Annotated in this window: 14 protein-coding genes; 7 read left to right on the top strand and 7 right to left on the bottom strand. The window is 44.1% G+C overall.

Annotation, left to right across the window (positions count from 1 at the left end; translation table 11 throughout):
* Nucleotides 1-3 precede the first annotated feature (3 nt).
* Complete coding sequence (locus ACL934_RS12075) at nt 4-1956, bottom strand: ATP-binding protein (protein ID WP_374073791.1); 1953 nt, start codon at nt 1954-1956, stop codon at nt 4-6.
* Nucleotides 1953-4121, bottom strand: a complete 2169-nt coding sequence (locus ACL934_RS12070) for a FecR domain-containing protein (protein WP_374073789.1) — start codon at nt 4119-4121, stop codon at nt 1953-1955. The genes ACL934_RS12075 and ACL934_RS12070 overlap by 4 nt, the downstream gene beginning before the upstream one ends.
* A gap of 200 nt (nt 4122-4321) precedes the next feature.
* On the opposite strand from ACL934_RS12070, the gene ACL934_RS12065 reads away from it, so the two are divergent.
* The 3 genes from ACL934_RS12065 to ACL934_RS12055 all read left to right on the top strand — a co-directional run bounded on the left by ACL934_RS12065 (nt 4322) and on the right by ACL934_RS12055 (nt 8607).
* Nucleotides 4322-6070, top strand: coding sequence for a SpoIIE family protein phosphatase (locus ACL934_RS12065; RefSeq protein WP_374073786.1), 1749 nt, complete (start codon nt 4322-4324; stop codon nt 6068-6070).
* Nucleotides 6071-6104: 34 nt separating this feature from the next.
* Nucleotides 6105-6575 carry a hypothetical protein gene (locus ACL934_RS12060; protein WP_413612283.1) on the top strand — a complete coding sequence of 157 codons (471 nt, stop codon included), beginning with the start codon at nt 6105-6107 and terminating at the stop codon, nt 6573-6575.
* 103 nt (nt 6576-6678) lie between these two features.
* A complete protein-coding gene (locus tag ACL934_RS12055; RefSeq protein ID WP_413612282.1) occupies nt 6679-8607 on the top strand; it encodes a response regulator in 1929 nt (642 codons plus the stop codon).
* 7 nt (nt 8608-8614) lie between these two features.
* Here the strand turns inward: ACL934_RS12055 and ACL934_RS12050 are convergent, their stop codons facing one another.
* Genes ACL934_RS12050 through ACL934_RS12040 form a run of 3 tightly spaced genes read right to left on the bottom strand, consistent with a single transcriptional unit; the run spans nt 8615 to nt 12180 of the window.
* Nucleotides 8615-10390 carry a hypothetical protein gene (locus ACL934_RS12050; RefSeq protein WP_374073780.1) on the bottom strand — a complete coding sequence of 592 codons (1776 nt, stop codon included), beginning with the start codon at nt 10388-10390 and terminating at the stop codon, nt 8615-8617.
* Nucleotides 10387-10992, bottom strand: a complete 606-nt coding sequence (locus ACL934_RS12045) for an ATP-binding protein (protein ID WP_374073779.1) — start codon at nt 10990-10992, stop codon at nt 10387-10389. The genes ACL934_RS12050 and ACL934_RS12045 overlap by 4 nt, the downstream gene beginning before the upstream one ends.
* 45 nt (nt 10993-11037) lie before the next feature.
* Nucleotides 11038-12180, bottom strand: coding sequence for a phospholipase D-like domain-containing protein (locus tag ACL934_RS12040; protein ID WP_374073777.1), 1143 nt, complete (start codon nt 12178-12180; stop codon nt 11038-11040).
* 67 nt (nt 12181-12247) lie between these two features.
* On the opposite strand from ACL934_RS12040, the gene ACL934_RS12035 reads away from it, so the two are divergent.
* Nucleotides 12248-12961 (top strand): hypothetical protein, encoded by a 714-nt coding sequence (locus ACL934_RS12035; protein WP_413612281.1) that lies wholly within the window; start codon nt 12248-12250, stop codon nt 12959-12961.
* Here the strand turns inward: ACL934_RS12035 and ACL934_RS12030 are convergent, their stop codons facing one another.
* Together ACL934_RS12030 and ACL934_RS12025 are read right to left on the bottom strand one after the other, a co-directional pair.
* The gene (locus ACL934_RS12030) at nt 12962-13804 is read right to left on the bottom strand and encodes an MBL fold metallo-hydrolase (protein WP_374073773.1); all 843 of its coding nucleotides are present in this window, start codon (nt 13802-13804) and stop codon (nt 12962-12964) included.
* Nucleotide 13805: 1 nt separating this feature from the next.
* On the bottom strand, nt 13806-15098 hold the full coding sequence (locus ACL934_RS12025; protein WP_374073771.1) for an enoyl-acyl carrier protein reductase FabMG: 1293 nt from the start codon (nt 15096-15098) through the stop codon (nt 13806-13808).
* Between the two features lie 111 nt (nt 15099-15209).
* Between ACL934_RS12025 and ACL934_RS12020 the strand changes: the two genes are divergently transcribed.
* From ACL934_RS12020 to ACL934_RS12010, 3 genes are all read left to right on the top strand, one after another.
* Nucleotides 15210-15950 carry a helical backbone metal receptor gene (locus tag ACL934_RS12020; protein WP_374073770.1) on the top strand — a complete coding sequence of 247 codons (741 nt, stop codon included), beginning with the start codon at nt 15210-15212 and terminating at the stop codon, nt 15948-15950.
* An 81-nt stretch (nt 15951-16031) separates the two neighbouring features.
* Nucleotides 16032-16502, top strand: a complete 471-nt coding sequence (locus ACL934_RS12015; protein WP_413612280.1) for a YbhB/YbcL family Raf kinase inhibitor-like protein — start codon at nt 16032-16034, stop codon at nt 16500-16502.
* A 541-nt stretch (nt 16503-17043) separates the two neighbouring features.
* Nucleotides 17044-18063: an HNH endonuclease gene (locus tag ACL934_RS12010; protein ID WP_413612279.1), complete on the top strand. Its 1020-nt coding sequence runs from the start codon at nt 17044-17046 to the stop codon at nt 18061-18063.
* Nucleotides 18064-18123: the final 60 nt, after the last annotated feature.

The following is an 18123-nucleotide window of genomic DNA, read 5'->3' as shown; positions in this document are numbered from 1 at the left end:
AGGTTAGGCCGCAACAGGTACTTTTCTGTCTGATTTTTTGAATTCGGTGATGTAAGGCACTTCTACGTACAGTGTTGTGCCTTTACCGATTTCTGATTCTACCCACACTCGACCTTGAAGTTCTTCGGCAGCAACTTTAATAGCATCCATTCCCACGCCACGACCTGAGATCTCAGTCACTTGTTCGCGCGTGGAGAACTGGCTGTCAAAAATATGCTGGATGACTTCTTGATCTGTTTTCTTGCGTGTATCAACCATGCGTTTTGCTAACTTCTCGCGAATCTTTGTTGGATCAATACCACCGCCGTCGTCTTTGATTTTGATCATCAAAGTAGGGTGAGCGTTGCTGTGTTGAATTTCAACAAGCACTTCGACATGACCCTCAGCAGGTTTGCCTTGATCCAAACGTTGATCAGGAATTTCAATCCCGTGATCGACAGCATTTCTAAAGGCATGAACCAGTGTTGAGAAGAGAGAATTATAAATTTCTGGAATCACCATGACAGTGCCGCTCTCAATTTTAAGAGGAGCCACCATCTTGTCAATTTTCTCGGCCAAACGAAGCATGACTTCGCTATACGGTTCCAAGAATCGGGACACGGGTTCCATCGCAAGCTCCAGAAGAAGCTCTTGCGCCACCGGTCCGCCACCAGGCAAAGTTCCGACTTTGCGAGCGATGTCGTTCAATTTACTGATAGCAATTTCGATCTGACGTTCTTCCGGCATTGCAGAGGAACCCAAGATTTCACGAGTCTCTTCAAGGAATTTAAAGAAGTGCTCTTCCACTTCAAAACATTTTGCACGAAGAGCGATAAACCCAGGCAAGTTCCAGTTGTCTTTGATTTCCGCCAAAAGACTTTCACCTTGATGGCAGGCCTCGGCCACTTCTTTGATAGAGAAGAGGGCCGCGCCACCTTTAAGGGTGTGCAAGTTGCGGAAGAGAGTTTCCGTATCATAAGGCTCTTGATCTTTAGTGACCTCTTCACGGATGGACATCAAAAGACCTTGGGCCTCTTGGATGAAACGGTGAATTTCACGCTTAGACTTGATCATATTGATGATCAACTTCGCATGTTCTTTCTCTGTTTCGGCTTGTTTTTGCGCTTCGACAAGTGACGTGATGTCAGACGCAACAACAACAACACCGTCCATCGTTCCTTCACTTGAGCGAAGAGGATGGTACTCTAAGGCGATGTTGCGATTTTGCGAGTGCGGGAAGGTGACCGGACCCAATGGAGCCAAGTCTTCAAATGGAAGCATTTCCATAAAGAGTGTCTGCATCCATTTTTTGAAACCTTCGACTTTATTTTCAGGTAATTTCAAAACATCCCAGATGGATTTTCCATCCGGTTTGCATTCCACGGTGCTTTCGCAGGCCTTGGAAGAAACGTCGAGGATATTTCCTTCCGCATTAAAGATAAAGAAGCCCTGACCCAAACTGTCGAGAAGGGCCGACATCGTTTGATTTAAACGAGAAAGTTCGCGAGTGCGATCGGCAACCATCTGTTCGAGGTTTTTACTGTAGTTTTCCAGTTGAACTTTGGCGTCTTCCAGATCTTTGATGACGCCTTCTTTTTGTTCAAGCTCAGCACGATATTTCTTTTGAAGACGTTCTTCTAAAGTCACATCACGGACAAAGACAATCCAATTTTTGTCTCCCATAGAGTCAAAAATAGGTTGTAGGGTGATTTGGATTTTTCCTTCGCCACCTTGAGATGTTTTAAAATTAACTTCTTTGTAGGGAGTGGCATCGCAGACGTGAATCAGCTTGTCGAGTCCATCAATAGGTTCGCTGAATTCGAAGAGTTCGCCGAACTTCATACCTCTGGTGATTTTGCGAATAGAAAGGCCTGCGACAATGGCCGCCGTTTCATTGCAATAGACGACCTTTTGTTCTGCATTAAGAACAAACACAGGTTCCAAAAGGGTGTCGAAGAGAGAGTACTGAATCTTCATTTTACAAAGGTCTCGTTTTTCTGATGGTAAAGAGTGAATTCACGTTTTTCGGTCCATTCTGAAGACTCCGAGTCACCTTTGGATTCAGCACGAACACGCCAATATATTTTACCAAGAGGCACGCGGTCCTTGATCAGGTAACGATTGCCTTGCAATGATTTTGCAATCAAAGTGCGCGAGAAATCGGCCTTGTCGGAAATTTCGATACGATAAGAGGTCGCACCTTCCACTTTTTTCCACTCAAGCCAAATGAACGGTTCCATCTCTGTTTGCAGGAAGATCGAAGCGTTATTAAATGGCTCCATCAAAAGTGGAGAAGTCAGCGGTGTGCGGAAGGTATAAAGGACTTCTTCGATATTTGAAAAGCCTGTCAGAGGTTTGCTCGCCTCATCCAAGGCTTGCACGCGCACGTGATAGCGACCTGGATCTGGCACCGTCAAAGTTCCTGCGTTGGCAGAGTATTCCAACTGTTGCGGGTGAGAGAATTCTTTATCCTTGTCCATCTGTACAAGATAAGTTTTTGCAAATGGGATTTCACTCCAACTGATCGGAGTTTCTTTCGGACCTGGAGCTTGGCCAATGGCATTGATGGTTTTCATTGGATCGAGTGTCAAACTTCCAATATTGATATCAATCGTACCAGTTTCGCTCGGTTCACTCATAAGGCCATTCAAACCGCGAGCGTAAACGCGATAGAAGTACTGACCTGGGCGGTACTGAGACCAGGCCACTTGATTTTGGGTGACGTCGTATTTTTCAACTTCTTTGAAGCTCACGTCTTTTGAAATTTGCAAAACGTAGTTTTTGCTTTGCAGGACAGGTTTCCAAGCAAGTTTTGGAGATTCCGGAGAAGCCGGGTTGCGGTCTTTTCCTGTCGGAACTTTAAAATCAACTTTCTTCGTCACAAGAATAGGGCGGTTGGGACGCTCTTCTTTATGAGCAAAAAGATTGAGTGTAAATGAAACAGGTTCAGACCATGGAGAAATTTTTTGACTCTCTGTTTGTCCTTGAACGCGCACCCAGTAAGTTCCCGCAGGAAGTTTCGGTGTGATCGCAGCCAGGGTATTTGTCTGACCTTCTTTAAGAATATTTTGGAATTCCGCATCGGCAGAAACTTGCCAAGTGAAGTTTTTCAACACGTCTTGCGCGCGCCATTGAACTTCGGTTGTTGTTTCCAAAGCTTCTTTGGGTTTTACTTTCAACTCCAGATTGATTTGCGCTGCTTGTGTTGGCGTGGTGATTTGTGGTCCCGCCAAATGCGTGATGCGCATTTGCTGAGTTTGCGAAACAGCTCCCACCTGACCATTGTGATCAAGAGCTTTAAGACGCCAGAAGTAAGGACCCGGCTCCAAAGGTTCGGTCACTTGGACTTTTGTTTCGGGAGTCATTTTTGAAATAGACACGGAACTGAAATCTTCCGTCGGGGAGATTTCAAGTTCATAGCGTGCCACATCACCTTTGCTTTGCCATTCAAAGGGAAGTGGATCGTCTGGATTTAGACGCAACCAATTTGTATGATCTGCCGTTTTCAAGAAGATCTGAGGCTTTTCGACTTGTTTGACTTCGCCTTTTTTAGTGACAGCGACGACTGCATTTTTAGGCAGTTCTTTAACGGCTTTCTTTTTCTTATCGACGTATTTGACGTCACCAGAAAGAAGTTTCAAGTCAACGTTACCGCTATGAGCTTTGTTGAATTGAATTTTCGATTTCTCTTGAGTGCCTTCTTTGCTTTCAAGTTTGAATTCTTCCGTGCCTGATTTGATTGTCAAAGAAGAGCCTTGGGCCAATTCCCCGACGAGGTTCCCGTAACGAAGATCCAAATTCATCTGACCATTTTTTAAATTCAATGTGATCAAAGAATTGGGTTGGATTTTAATCTGTGTGCCGTCCTGAAGTTGAATCGTCGCTTCAGAACGATCTCCTGTAAAGATAGAGTCGTTTTGATAGACAGAATCTTTGCGGGAAGCGGGGACCCAACTGAATGTATCAAGATTTTTACGTCTGACGTCGTTTTGGGAAATCGCGACGTCACCAATCAGTTCCAATTTTCCGTTGTTAGCTTTTGGGAATAGCAAAGAGTCATCGTACAGAAAATACGAGAAGGCCATCAAAGCGGCGATGGCGCATACAAAGATGATTTTTTCTGTTTGTCCGAAACGTGACATAACACTCCTGCTTGAGGGCTTATCGGTTGGAAATGACGAATGATTTACGGACCTTAGGCTAAGTTACATGAGAATTTCTTTTCGGGTTTCCTGTTAAAGGGCATACTGAACTCGTGAAAAAACGTGGCATATCAATAAGATATAAGATTCTTTTACTGCTCACTTCGCTGCCTTTAATTACGCTTACAGTGTATTTAATTTTGGCGTTGAAGATTTTTGAAGACGATAAGATCGCCTATGTCTTTGATTCTTCGAGCAGTATGTCGGGAACCATGGCGGCTCAAATTAAGACACAGCTCAATTCTGTGCTCGGAACCACGAAGCCGATCTTTCAAGATTATCTTACTCAACAAAAATTCACACCGGTTTCTGATTCCATCTTCATGAACGAGTTCAACTTGGAATCCATCGTGGTCTTTACTCCATCCCAAAGTGGTGCTTATGAAAAAGCAGCGACTTTAGAGAAAGTGCCTGAGCAAACAGCGGGAATTTTGGCGTCTTTACAGAGTCAAATGCCGGCGTATTTCGCGGAAGTGGAAGCCACTCGTCGTGTCGTGAAGGTGCCATTCAGCGATGATCGTATTTTCATTTTGGAAAAAGTCAGCGATGAAACAAAAACGCGCAACACGGTCTTCTTGGTTATCGTGCGTATGAGCGAAGCTTCCGAGATGTTCCGCGCGGCGATGTCTCAGAAGATGTATTTGATCTCTCAAGACGGCACAGTTTTGTTTGGTCCCGATGGCATGCCAGGTAAAAAACTGCAAGAAACTGTCACTCCTTCTTTCTTAAAAGGATCTTCGTCACAAGTAGCACAAGGGGCGGAGACAGACAAAGCGGTGGATGGCACGGATCTTTTGGTGTCGTTTTCAAAAGCGGGCTTTGGTGATTTGATTGTCGTGACCACTGTTGAAAAAGAAAAAGCTCTGGGTGCTGTACAAATCTTGATTCGTAAATCTTTGATCTTTTTCGGTATCTTGATTTCATTGACAATCATCTTAAGTCTTTTTGCTTCTAGCGGTATTACCCAAGCTCTGACTCAGCTTTTTAATGCGACCAAAAAAGTGGCTGAAGGAGATTTCAATATTCGCGTGGATGTAAAATCCAATGACGAAGTGGGAAGTCTTGCTGACAACTTTAATATCATGGCGGCGGAAGTATCACGTTTGTTAGATCAAACGGCTGAAAAAGCCCGTATGGAATCAGAGCTGCAAACGGCAAAAACGGTGCAAGAAACTCTGTTCCCGGAAACACGCGCAAAGATTGGCCCTCTGGCGATTGCGGGATATTACGAACCTGCCAGTGAGTGCGGTGGCGACTGGTGGCACTATTGTCAAATCGGAAATAAAATCTTTTTGTGGATCGGGGATGCCACAGGTCACGGAGCTCCGGCGGCGTTGATCACGAGTGCGGCGAAATCGGCATCAACGATTATTGAGCGCTTGAATATTTCTCCGGCAAAAGCCTTGGAACTTTTGAATCGCAGTATTTACGATGTTTCTAAAGGCCGTATCATGATGACGTTCTTTCTTGCGTCATTTGATTTGGACACGGGGGAACTCGTGTACTGCAATGCCTCTCATGAAGCTCCTTTTCTTATTAAGAAAAGCGAAGGTGCTTTAAAGAAAAAAGATTTAGTGCCCCTTAATGAAGTGAACAATCCCAGATTGGGACAAGCCCGTGATTCCGCTTATCAACAAACCAGCATTCAGGTAGATGAGGGCGATTCTGTTTTCTTTTACACGGATGGAATTCCAGATATTCAAAATCCTGGAAAAGAAGCCTGGGGCGAGAGAGAATTTATTAAGGCTCTTATTGCTGCTAACAAAGACTTCCCTGGTGTGAATGATTCTGTGGATCGATTCGTTGTGAGCTTTCAAGGCCATCGTCAGGGAGCAACCTTAGTCGATGACGTCACATTTTTTGTGGTCAAACGCGAAGGTCTTAATTAAATTTATATACTGTACGTGAACGAGGAGAAGAAGCATGGGTAAACTCGATGTAAAAATGAATAAAGCACCCGACAAATTGACGGTTCAAATGGCGGGTACCATTGATGAAGACGTGGACTTTACTCAGTTCAACTTGACGGGCAATCAAGCTATTGAAGTGGAATTGAGCGGTCTAAAAAGCATCAACTCTTGTGGTATTCGTGAATGGATCAAGTGGATGGGCACAGCCGGAACCGCACAGATTTCCTTTAGCAATTGTCCAAAAGTGATCGTAGATCAGATCAACATGGTGGATGGTTTCTTGCCTTCTTCGGGGAAAGTCAGTTCCTTCTATGTTCCTTACTATAATGATGATTCAGGTTCTGAAAAGAACGTCCTGTTTCGTTATGGGACAGAATTTTCTGAAGGCGGCGTCACACCTCCAGCTTCGGTCAAAGACGAGGAAGGTAACGAAATGGAGATGGACGTTATCGAATCGAAGTACTTTAAGTTCCTAAAAAAATAAAAACACCTGACAAAGGTCTAGAATTCAAAGCGGGTCCTGGCTGACAGACCCGCTTTTTCTTTTTTATTCTAAATAGATCGCTCTTAAAGACCGACAAGGAAATGTGGAACCAGGAAAATCAAAGATCCTAATTTTGGAAGATGATGAAAGCGTTGGCTTAGCTTTGAAAGAAGTTTTAAGTCGTGCGGGTCATCATGTCTTTTTGGCAGCTCGTCCTGACGAAGCCAATACGACCCTGTCCACGAACGGCAATATTGAGTTTCTTTTCTGCGATTGTCTTTTGCCCCAAATGACAGGTTTGGATTTCATCAAGCAAGCTCGAACGAACTATCCAAATTCACGCTTTAAAGTGGTTTTGATGAGTGGTATTTATACCGACAAACAATTCATTCAAGAGGCCACACAAAACACCCAAGCCGTGGCCTTCCTCAAAAAGCCTTTTGAGATGGAACAAGTTCTTAAGATTGTTAAAAAAGAAGAAGCTCCGAAGCGCGAAGAATCCAGCGCTCGTAAACTTCTTTATCAAATGTTTGCCAATCCGACAGTGACCAATCGTCAAAAAAGAAAAGTCATTGAGTCCATCGAAGAGGTGAGTGGATTTGACTTGCCGTTCTTGTACTCCCTTTTAGTGGAAACTAAGAGCAGCGGTTATTTGAATATCTACAACGCCGATGGTTCGGTTTCAGGAATTTCCTTCTGTAATGGCAATATCGTAGGCGTTGACGTTGATGATAAAACGACGTTTCTTGGAGAGATGTTGATCCAAAGTGGATATGCAACTCCCCAAGACGTGCAAACGGCCCTTCGTGATAAAAACAATCGTCGTATTGGTAATTATCTTATCCAGAATAATCAACTCAGCCCTCATGCGTTTGATTTGATTTTAATGGAGCAAATGAACATCCGCTTGGTGCGCACGATCGTAGATCAAAAAATCCGCGTGAATTTTGCCTCCGCTGAAGTGGAGATGAGCAGTCCAAGTATTGATGCGGATACGTTGTCTTACTATCTGCATGACTGGATCGCTTCGAAAATTTCTATCAATTGGTTGAAGTCTTTGTATGTGATGTGGTCCGGAAACGTAATCGTAAAAAGTCCGACGTTCCGTGATGATCATCCTGCTTTGACGATGTCTTTGCTGAAATCTTTGGATGGTTTGACTGTGAAGTTGAACAACCAAATAACGCTGACTCAGCTTTTGGATGTGAAAGGTTATAACGAAGTCGCCGTTTATAAAGCGATTCACTTCCTTCTCACAAAAGGTTTGATCGTCTTTGCGCAAAGAGCGGCTTTTGCAAACCCTCAAGAACAATTGAAAGTTCTTAAGAAAATCTGGGCAGAGCTTGATGGCAAGAACGGTTATGAAATCGTGGCCTATATGGAAGCCGGTTCCGGTGGAAGCTCTATTGAATCTGCATTGGCAGACTTTATGACTTTGATCGGTGATCCTCCGCAAGACACGGCTTCAGAGCTTTCTGCTGTCTGGAATAAAATTAAAAAAGCGGCCGAAGAGGCTGTTGCAACATCTCGTGATACGAGCAAAATTGATCAGTTCCGTCAAGCTTCACAAAAATCAGAAGCAGAAGCGAAATTGAGAGCCACAACGTTGATGGAAGAAGTGAAAAAAGCTCTTCAGTACAATCAATTTGCGAAGGCTTTGGAACACTTGGGCGAGGTTGCTAAACTCAATCCACAAATGCAGCAATTGCATATCTATAGTTCTTGGGCCAAGTTGGGAGCAGTTGATCCTGCGAAAAAACAATTTGTCCTTAAGGAAGTGGAGTTGGAGTTGATGCAAGTTCCACCGGACGAGCGCTATGACACTCTTTTCCCATTCGTGATTGGTCTCTTTAATAAGATCAAAGGGGACGTTGTGGCGGCACGCAAATCATTTGAGAAGAGTGTGGCGCTAGACCCTTCATTTATTCCGGCTCGTCGCGAGATCTCGATGTTGTCGGCGGCGAATAAAAAGCAAGACGTCTTCAACATGGACCTGAAACAAGTTGTTTCAGGCTTCTTCAAAAAACGTTAGAATCGTTCTAGAACTTCCAGAATACGCCGGCGTTCACACCGATCTGGCTTTCTTCTTTGCCCGCAGCGGGATCGTATTTGTAATCGCTGAAATCAAGTCCGTAGCGCAAATACCACTGCGACGACAATTGCCAGTAAGCTTGGCCTTTTAAAACGTAAGCGGACTTCAATTTAAAGTCTGTGCCAGTTGAACCTGCAAAATATTGAAATTTCAGCTCTGACCAATGCATAAATGGTTTCAACCAGCGTCCTGGCTTTTTAATCCAGAAAGCGCCAAGGCCGTAAGCAGTCATGCTTTCGCTTTCACCTTGAATCATTTGCAACGGCACGGACAGACCCCAAGTTTCATCTGTCAAGTTGAAGCCTTCTTTAGCTCTCCACAGAAGTTCCACAGTGGTGAAATCGACTTTCGCCACATCGTCTTTTTCAGTCAGGTGTTGTTGTCTTTCCAAAGACAGTCCCCAACGGAAGCGTGACCAGTTGGCATTAATGAATAAGAAATTTTCAATCCACCATTGAAACTCCACAGTTCCAAAGGCTATTCCAGATGGCGTCAAATAGTGTGCGCCAAGGCCCAAACCAAAAGGTTGTCCGCGGAAGACGTCGTAACCCACCAAGAAGTCATGGCCATCTGAGGAGACCGAAAGATAGCGGCGAGTTTCAACGCCGGCGGGAATATTTCCCATCGTCCAGAAGAATTGATTTTTCTTCGTAGGCTCAAGTTGTGAATCCGTGTCTTTTTCTGGAATCTTCACTTGCACGCCTTCGGGACTCACGCCACTAAAAGATAAAGAGGAAGCGTAAGTGCGTGAAACTGATTTGGCAGAAAGATAAGGGCGGTTTTTTTCACGGGGCAAAGTCCCGCGCACATAAAATTCTTGGCGCATCGGAATGTCGCCGTCACCTTTAAGGTAAAGAACCGGGCGGCCCTTAGGTAAAGTAATTTGCCAATCTGTTTCTGAAACCTTTTTCACTTTGTTCTCGTCGACGGGCTCTGCTCCTGAGGCTGTCAGGATGATTTTTTCTCCATCTTCAGAAACAATTACATCTTTAAAGTCGACGTCTTTTTTGCGGGTTTCAATTTCTAGGAAAGCGCCGGTTTGTGTTTGTGCTTTGAAGGCAACATTTTCACTGCGATCATTCAGATAAATGATCCCTTGGTTGCCAACGACTTTGCCATTGATTTCAACTTGCGCGGATTTTTTAGTGCTGGAGCGGGCCTTCACCACCATCTGACCTTGTTGTGAACTCAAATAAAGTTCTTTTGAACAAAGATAAAGACGGGTTTCTTCGCTTTCACGATAAATACAGAAGACCATGAAAGGGAAGTACTTCATATCGTCAACAAGAGTTGCTTCGACGTCATCAATGGAGAAAGTCGCAATTTCGGAACGAAGACTTTCTTCCTCTTGCAGAGTCGCACCTTGAGAGATTTTTAAATTATCCTTCGTAAGAAGAGTGTTGAAGATCGCCTTGCCAGAATTATTTTTAATGGCAAGTTCACCTTCTTTAATAAGTCCCGCGGGCCAAGTAAAGCGAATACTATAAGCACCTTTTTTCTGGGCGGAAGGTTCCACCTGGAAAGTCACCTGGGTTGTATCAATCAGAATATCGCCGACTTTGAGGCGGTCTTCATCTAAAAGAGTGTACTCAAATCTTTGCGGAAGAACTTGCAGATTGTTTTTATCTGCTTGGAAGTACAGGGGCTTAAGCTTCGAGCGGCTTTGCGCAAAAGAAGAACAAGCGATGCATATACAAAGAAGTCCAAGCAGAGTTTTTATCATTGCAGAAGTTCCTTTTTGATATCGTCAGCACTTTTGTGGGCCATGATGGCTTGGATGACCGCCAAAGACGTCGTCATCTTCGAAAGAAAGTCTTCATTGTGAGTAATAACCACACGACGAGAGTGTCCTTCCCAAGCTTGTTTGATTTTTGAATTCAAATCCCAAGCCTCTTGGAAAGTTTCTGTGCGAATGGGATTGTTAGTGTCATAAAAATCCAAAGAAGCGGTGTCGAGGTGAATCACCCAGTCATAGCGAGCCAGTTCCGCCTCGCGAGAGCTATTGATAGTTTTAAAAAAATGTGCTTCGTTGTCAGGCCAATAAGCAACCGCATCCAAAGACCCACGATCGCAAACGATCAAAGGCTTTTGGCTTAACATGCAGATCATGTCTTCCAGTTCTTTTTGTGTGTGATAGATGGCCTTTTGCGCATGAATCACACCTTGGGCTTCTTTATAGCGAGGGAAACCACCGCGATACAAAATACTCGCCGCTTCAGGAACGACGGCACATTTTTGCCCAAGCTCTTTTTTTAGAGCTTCGATAAGAGTTGTTTTTCCCCCCGAAGGGCCCCCAGTGATCGCGACTTTAACGTAAGAATTCATACTCCTAGGATCACTAATAAGAGGAGTTGGGTCAAAGCAAAAAAACTAAAGCATATAACGCAGACGGAAGGCGATGCTGTAGAGGATTCTTGCCAGCCAAGAAGGAGCAGCAAAATCCTTTTCTGAGACGAGTTTGGAGTTATTCAAGTCCACTTGCCATTGTTGAAGCATGTTATTGAGACTGTCTTTGTCGCGCAGAACAACCTCCACCTCAAGATCGTGCAAAACACTGCGATGATTGAGGTTGAAAGAGCCGATAAAAACATCGTTGTCGATAACCATGGTTTTGGCGTGTAAGATGGTTTTCTGATACTCGAAAATAGGAATGCGCTTTTGCAACAAGAAGCGCACGATGTAAAATGCCGCCCATTTCACCGCAGGCACATCTGACTTACCAGGAATAAGAATTTTTACGTCCACCCCGCGACGAGCCGCTTTTAAGAGAGCACGCAAGAGCGATCGTCTTGGTAAAAAATAGGCCGTCGTAATATAAAGACGGGACTGAGCATGGGAAATTCGGCGAAGCAAATCTTTGTAAAGTTGGCGTCGCATTTTTTGTGTGGTGTTCAGACGTAAAAGACTGTCCGTCGGGTCCATGCGCAGGCGCCACCGGGACACCCAAGACAACAGTCCCTTCACATAAGTGCGCAAATAGCTGATTTGAAAAGCCAGGACCAAGCGGCTGACCTCGGGACCCTCTACGCAAACTCCGGTGTCTCGCCAAGCACGGGCACCAACGAGGCTTTCGCAGTGCTCTTGTGTGAAATTAAAACTGCCAAGATAAGCGCGTTTTTCATCAATGATCGTGATCTTGCGGTGAGTGCGACGATTCATGCGTTTCATCACTAAAGAAACATTTCGCGAATACTTCGCAAAAAGCTCTTTGGCCCACCAGACCGGATAGGGGAACGGGTGAAAAACGCGGAACTCAATTCCACGCTGTTCGCACATTTTATCAAGTTGAGGGACGTAGTAATAAGAACCAAAACCATCCACGACAATTTTAACGGAGCAGCCTCTTTCTCGTGCTCTCTTAAGCTCCTCCAGAATGGTTTCTGTGAGCTTATCTATGACAAAAATATAAGACTCGATGGTGATGCTTCTTTGAGCCTGACGTATATCCGCGACGAGGCTATGATAGTACTCGTCTCCTGAGTGAAATATGCGTACGTGACTCCATGACTCCATATGTCGATTGTTCAATAAGTTATTAAAAAAGTCGACAGCAAAGCGGGGGGAAGGGCAAACTCACTTTATGACTAAGTGCAATCTGTGGAATCTTAAAAAAGTTTTGGCTGTTACGTTTTTAGTTTTGGCTTCATGCGGAGCGACATGGGCACAGGCGGCTCTTCCTCCGACAAAAACGACAGTGATCTATTTTGGTCAGCAAAAGGCAGAAGACTTTGAGTTGAAAGTAAAGCCTGTTTTTGAAGAAAAAGTACGCCCTTGTAAATCCTGCGAGATCGTCAACTTCACACCTTACACAAAAGAAGGTGAAGTCGACATGGAAGCTTTGCGTGAGCGTGTTGATTCTATGCCAGCAGGCGCAAGTTTCGTCTTTTTCGATTTCAATATGAAGGTGAACGATACCAATAAAGACCTTGTTGAGCTTTTAAATAAAAAAGCAGATTCAGGCCTTGTGGTTGTCGGAACTGCAGGTGCTCCGAAAACGACGGAAGCATCAGGCCCTTTAAGTCGCACGGTTTTGGGGCAAGTTCACGGCGCTTTGATCATCGGGGAGTTGGCAGAGAGAGATCGTTTGATGCCGACAGGTTTTTATGGTCCGGAAATGCTCACAGCTCTTCGTCCTCCCAAAGACATGATGGGGCAAGGCTTCAGTCCTCTTCTTTTTGCAGCAGCTTTGGCTGAAAACTGGCAAAAACGTACTTCCTCTGAATGGGTGGAGTATTTCAAAACCAAAAAAATGAAGAGCCGTAAAATATGGCTCGACATGAATGATATGTTTTAATTAGCGTCCTGGGAAAAGCACGATGCGTTCGTGATATTCCTGGGGGATGCGGTCTAGCAAAATTCTTTGAGCCTCTTTGTCAGAGTAACGACTGGAGGCATGAATAAATACAATCTGTTCGCTTTCAATGTCCTTCAGGCGAGGGATGATTTCTTCCAGGTGAGTGTGTCCCCATTGGCGGGCTTGCTCGATGGTTTTTCTGTCGTCTAGATAAGTGGCTTCTAAGAAAAGAATCTTGGATTTACGAACCCAGTCTCTAGAGTCTAAAAATTCAATCTGAGTGTCACCGGTAAAGCTCACGACAGGAATGTGATGAACTTCATTCACATCGATTCCTTTGCGACGCAAGTTCACGATTTCTTCTTGAGTGTATCCCAAGTAGTCCTTCTTCAGTTTTTTATGAATTTCAAAAACCGTGTAACCGAAAGACTCAATACGGTGAGTGGTCGGAAAGACTTTGACGTAAGTTTGTGCATTTAAAGGAATCTCATCGTCACCTTGTACGCCGATAAATTCATAACGATACTCATGACCTTCGATCTTCTCCCAGATTTTCATAATCTGATCCAAAGGTTCCACCAAAGATTTTGGCATGTAGAACTTGCCCGGATCTTGGGAGTTCATCGCCTTTTGCGAGATGATATAAGGAATGCCAGCGGCGTGATCGAGGTGACCGTGAGTGATAAAGAACTGCTTTAAGTTTAAGAGGTAAGGGTAGCCTTGAGCCACATCAAAGCTCAAAGAGAGTTCGGGCATGGCAATCGCTGTGCGAATTCCCGACAGCGACAGGCCATGGAATTTATACTTTTGATAATTCCAACTCTCTCCGGCTTGAACTGACATACTACATACTGCGAGCTACAAGATCGTGACCAATCCATGCCACAGGAGCTTTTGGCTTCCAAGAGTCATGAAGCATCACGTATCCACAAGATTTGAAGACCACTTCGCTCAAAACAGCCGTGATCAAATTCTTCTGATCTTTGTGAAGATCGAAAAGATAGTCAGAGCTTTTAAGCATGTATTCCATTTGATCTTGGCGGGAGTGTTGTGGCCATAGTTCGTATTTTGAGAACGCCAAAGTCAGATCATTTGTGAGGTATTCATCGGTAAATTTGATGATCTGCTCAAACGTCACATCATCTTTTAGCAAAGCTTTACACTGAGCCAAAACTTGTTCACCGTGTTTTTTATCTCCAGCATCTTTTTGAATAGCTGCGAGCAAAGGATAAAGTGATACTTCAACACCTTGAAACACGGAACTTGAGTTCGTCAAAATCTCTGGGCAGTTGTAAACGCAGCAATGAACACCTTGTTTGGCAAAAGCTTCAGAGTATTGTTCCAAGGCCATTTTCGCCCAACCTTGGAAATAGCATGTGTAAGTTTGCCATTTGTACTGACCACGAATCATCACTTCTGTTCCGTGGTAACCGTAAGCTGTGTAAGAAACGTGGCTACCTTGGCTTTCCAATTTTTTGCGAAGAGGTGCTGAAATTTCAACCAAGTGGCGGAAAGTTTCGGCAGTCACTTCTTTAAAATTTCTCAAGCTGAACTGGCCGATTTGTGAATCCAAAAGGGCTTGAGTTGGAATATGGCGATCTCCCGTTCCTTTAAACGCACGGTTTAAAAGAGGCATCAAGATTTTCGCGCGAGGAACACCACCGGCCATCAAGTGGGCAAACAAAACGTTGGCGCCTGCTGGAATGTGCTTTTCAAGTTCTTTCATGAAAAGCTCCGTGTTCTTTTTAAAACGTGTAACACCATTTTTTTCAGATTCATCAATGGAAGCCCAGTTCAAAGTGGCTTGGTCCCATTCTCCCATTTTGATGTCTTTCAACTGATCGCAAGGAGTCACGCCTTTGGAATCTGGTTCCATGTCAAAGCCGGCTTCAAGAGGAACGTTGATAAAAGGTTGTGGAACAGCAGCGGCTTCTTCCGCTGTCAATGCACGTAAAGTTCCATCTTTTTCACGACGGCCCACAGTGGCGCGCACAATCGTCATACCGCGACGTTCGGCTTCTTCAACCAAACCGTTTGCGTACCCGCGCGAGAAAAGTTCGCCAAATAACACAAGAACATCACCCTTTTTATACGGGCTCAAAGCTGGTTTCTCGTGAAGAGGGAAGAGTTGCGTCATAATTTAACCTCACTTGTAAAGTAACCGACCCATAGTGTGCCGGGGCACCCTGACGGTCAAGCTTTTGACTCTCATTGGCTCAGTGGGTAATCTCCAGGTTGGAGGATATTAATGCGAGTGGTAAGTATGGTCCCGTCATGGACTGAAACGCTGTTACAGGCGGGAGTGCAAGTTGTTGGACGCACACGTTTTTGTATCCATCCTCCAAAGATGATCACGAATATTCCTATTGTCGGGGGTACGAAAGATGTTTCGTGGGATCTGGTGGTGGATTTAAAACCCGATCTTGTTCTGCTCGATGAAGAGGAAAACCCACTGGAGATGGCGGAAGAGTGTCCTCTTCCGTATCTTGCCACTCATGTGTCTTCGTTACAAACTTTGCAAACAGAATTGGCGCGCCTTGGGGAGCACTTTCAAAACGCAAAGTTGATGGAGCTTTCTGTGGAGTGTCTGGATATTTTGGAAGCACCGAAACCTTCCTGGGATCTGCAAAAAATTCCAGGATTTTTAGAGTGGGTGAAAATGCCCACGCAGAAATACGATAAGATCGCTTATCTCATTTGGAAAAAGCCTTGGATGAGTGTGAGCCGCGAAACTTATATTGGTTCGGTGTTAGAGAAACTCGGTGCGCAACTTGTCGAGTTTCCTGAAGGCGAAAAATATCCGGTTATTGAGTTGGAAGATTTTAAAGATACCTTCTTTCTTTTCTCTTCCGAACCTTTTCCTTTCCATAAAAAAATCGGCGAGCTCAAAGAACTCGGCATTGAAGGTGCGATTGTGAATGGTGAATCCTATTCGTGGTTTGGCGTTCGCAGTATTGAGTTTTTAAGAGAAATTCTTTTGAAAAAGTAATCTGCTATTCTGCAGAGGTTGTTCTAATACAAGATGTGAACGCAGGCCTTCTGCGGTAAAAAAATCTGTGAAGGAGATTTTATGCAGTTCACATTGGAGTCGTCCGCTTTTAAACCTCATGAAGAAATTCCTAAGAAATACACTTGCGAAGGAGATGATAAATCTCCGCCACTTCGCTGGAAGGGCTCTCCTGCGGGAACGAAAAGTTTTGTAATTATCGTGGACGATCCCGATGCTCCAGATCCAGAGGCCCCAAAACAAACATGGGTGCACTGGGTGCTTTATAATATTCCTCACACTGTGAATTCTTTGCCCGAGAATGTTGACAACTTACCGAAGGGAGCTCATGAGGGGCTCAATGACTGGAGTGCTGAAGGCTATCGAGGTCCGTGTCCTCCTATCGGCACTCATCACTACCATCATAAAATTTATGCGTTAGATACGGTTCTGCCGAATATGATGAAACCTTCGAAGGCAGACTTGGAGAAAGCGATGAAGGGACATGTGCTTGCGCAAGCGGACTTGGTGGCGACGTATAGAAAGCATCATTAAAGGTTAGATTAGTTATGTTTTCAATAGGACGGCCTACTTCCATTTGGCAGTGGGGAGATTTCAATTCATATTTTCTGAGCTCAAAAGGACCCTTCCTACAAAAATAAAAAAATCATCCCCCAATACCTTCCTTTCCTGGCCACGAAGGCCAGGAAACAGCCCTCTCATGGACGGACGGTCTTTGTGTATATGTGGTCTGCTGAACAAGCTTAATTCCACTTCCATTTGGCAGTAAAAAAGATGATTTGATAGAGATTCCTCATCAAATATTTTGTGTAAATAGCGGTGCATTGCTTGTGTTACAGATTTATTTAAGTACTTTTGTTCTTGACGTAATTTTTCTCTTTCTAATTTGACTGCCAGTGTGTCTGTATTCTTTGAGCTGGATGCCTCTTGTATGAAGAAAAAACTCTTCTATAAAGCAATTCAGGGCGCACCAAACGACTTATCTGAGCCCGTTTGATTTTCACTGTTCAATTAGAAAATATCGAAAAAAGCATATTTTAAATCCGTGGTATATCACTTTCACAAGAGGTGAAAGATGAATATTAAGTTTCTATCTGATGAAAATCTTGAGCAGTGTTTGAAGTCTTTGGTGCAAAAGGAAAGAGAAGTGCTTGCGGATATTCTTCAGCATATTGCGGAAGTGGATCGTAGAAAGCTTTATCTATCTAAAGCCTATCCGAGTCTTTTTGATTATCTCACCAAGTGTTTGGGCTATTCTGCGGGAAGTGCTCAAAGAAGAATTGATGCTGCTCGATTATGTCGAGATATTCCTGAGGTTACTGAGAGTCTTGAGTCTGGAAGTTTGAGTCTTTCGCAGGTTAGTTTGCTTCAGAAAGCTATTCGTCAGAATCAAAAGGAAGCCCGTTTAAAGATTCCTTTGGAGACAAAGAAAGACATTCTTAATGAGATGTTTGGTAAATCTTATCAAGAATCAGAAGTTTTGGTGGCTCGTGCTCTTAATATTGAAATCAAGCAGGCTCCTAAGATCCAGTATCAAGCTGATGAATCCATTCGTTTCGAAGTGAGCTTCACGAAAGACCAGTGGCAGAAGTTGGAAGAAATGCGAACGCTGTTGTCACATTCACTGCCAAATGGAAGTTGGGATCAAGTTCTTGAGTTCGTAGCGGAGAAAGTTATTCAGCAGAAATCGCTTCAATCTTTAAAAAAGGAAAGAAAGAAGAATGCTGTTGGCGGACATTCGTTTGATTGTAAAGCTACGGACGAAGCGAGACTTCAAAAAGTTGAAAGACCGGAAAACATCGAAGAGGCAGGTATTTCTGATTTAGCGAAGGCTGGGTATACTAATGAATTCATTTTCAACCAAAGACGATATATTCCTCTTTCTTTACGTCGGGCGGTTTTTCAGCGAAATCAATGTTGCCAACACATAGACAAGAAAACTGGAAAGAGATGTTCTTCCCGATGGCAGCTCCAAATAGATCATATTCAACCTGTTTGGGCGGGTGGCAGTAGCGCCGTCGAGAATCTTCAACTTCTATGTTCGGCACACAATAGAATGAAATATCATCTAGAGAACAACTTGAGACCCGTTTGAGGAGTCGGGGTGAAGCAAAGTTAAGCAACATAGAGTTGATCTACGTTGCCGCGTGTAAGG

It is taken from the genome of Bdellovibrio sp. HCB-110 (assembly GCF_047323225.1).
In the GTDB taxonomy this organism is placed as follows: Bacteria; Bdellovibrionota; Bdellovibrionia; order Bdellovibrionales; family Bdellovibrionaceae; genus Bdellovibrio.
Note: the sequence above shows the minus strand (reverse complement) of the source record. Positions and strands in the feature narration are given on the sequence as shown.

What these genes read in the sequence shown, in the direction of transcription:
- ACL934_RS12075 (WP_374073791.1), bottom strand. Translation starts at nt 1,956, where the DNA reads ATGAAGATTCAGTACTCTCTCTTCGACACCCTTTTGGAACCTGTGTTT.
- ACL934_RS12070 (WP_374073789.1), bottom strand. Translation starts at nt 4,121, where the DNA reads ATGTCACGTTTCGGACAAACAGAAAAAATCATCTTTGTATGCGCCATC.
- ACL934_RS12060 (WP_413612283.1), top strand. Translation starts at nt 6,105, where the DNA reads ATGGGTAAACTCGATGTAAAAATGAATAAAGCACCCGACAAATTGACG.
- ACL934_RS12050 (WP_374073780.1), bottom strand. Translation starts at nt 10,390, where the DNA reads ATGATAAAAACTCTGCTTGGACTTCTTTGTATATGCATCGCTTGTTCT.
- ACL934_RS12045 (WP_374073779.1), bottom strand. Translation starts at nt 10,992, where the DNA reads ATGAATTCTTACGTTAAAGTCGCGATCACTGGGGGCCCTTCGGGGGGA.
- ACL934_RS12040 (WP_374073777.1), bottom strand. Translation starts at nt 12,180, where the DNA reads ATGGAGTCATGGAGTCACGTACGCATATTTCACTCAGGAGACGAGTAC.
- ACL934_RS12035 (WP_413612281.1), top strand. Translation starts at nt 12,248, where the DNA reads ATGACTAAGTGCAATCTGTGGAATCTTAAAAAAGTTTTGGCTGTTACG.
- ACL934_RS12030 (WP_374073773.1), bottom strand. Translation starts at nt 13,804, where the DNA reads ATGTCAGTTCAAGCCGGAGAGAGTTGGAATTATCAAAAGTATAAATTC.
- ACL934_RS12025 (WP_374073771.1), bottom strand. Translation starts at nt 15,098, where the DNA reads ATGACGCAACTCTTCCCTCTTCACGAGAAACCAGCTTTGAGCCCGTAT.
- ACL934_RS12020 (WP_374073770.1), top strand. Translation starts at nt 15,210, where the DNA reads ATGCGAGTGGTAAGTATGGTCCCGTCATGGACTGAAACGCTGTTACAG.
- ACL934_RS12015 (WP_413612280.1), top strand. Translation starts at nt 16,032, where the DNA reads ATGCAGTTCACATTGGAGTCGTCCGCTTTTAAACCTCATGAAGAAATT.
- ACL934_RS12010 (WP_413612279.1), top strand. Translation starts at nt 17,044, where the DNA reads ATGAATATTAAGTTTCTATCTGATGAAAATCTTGAGCAGTGTTTGAAG.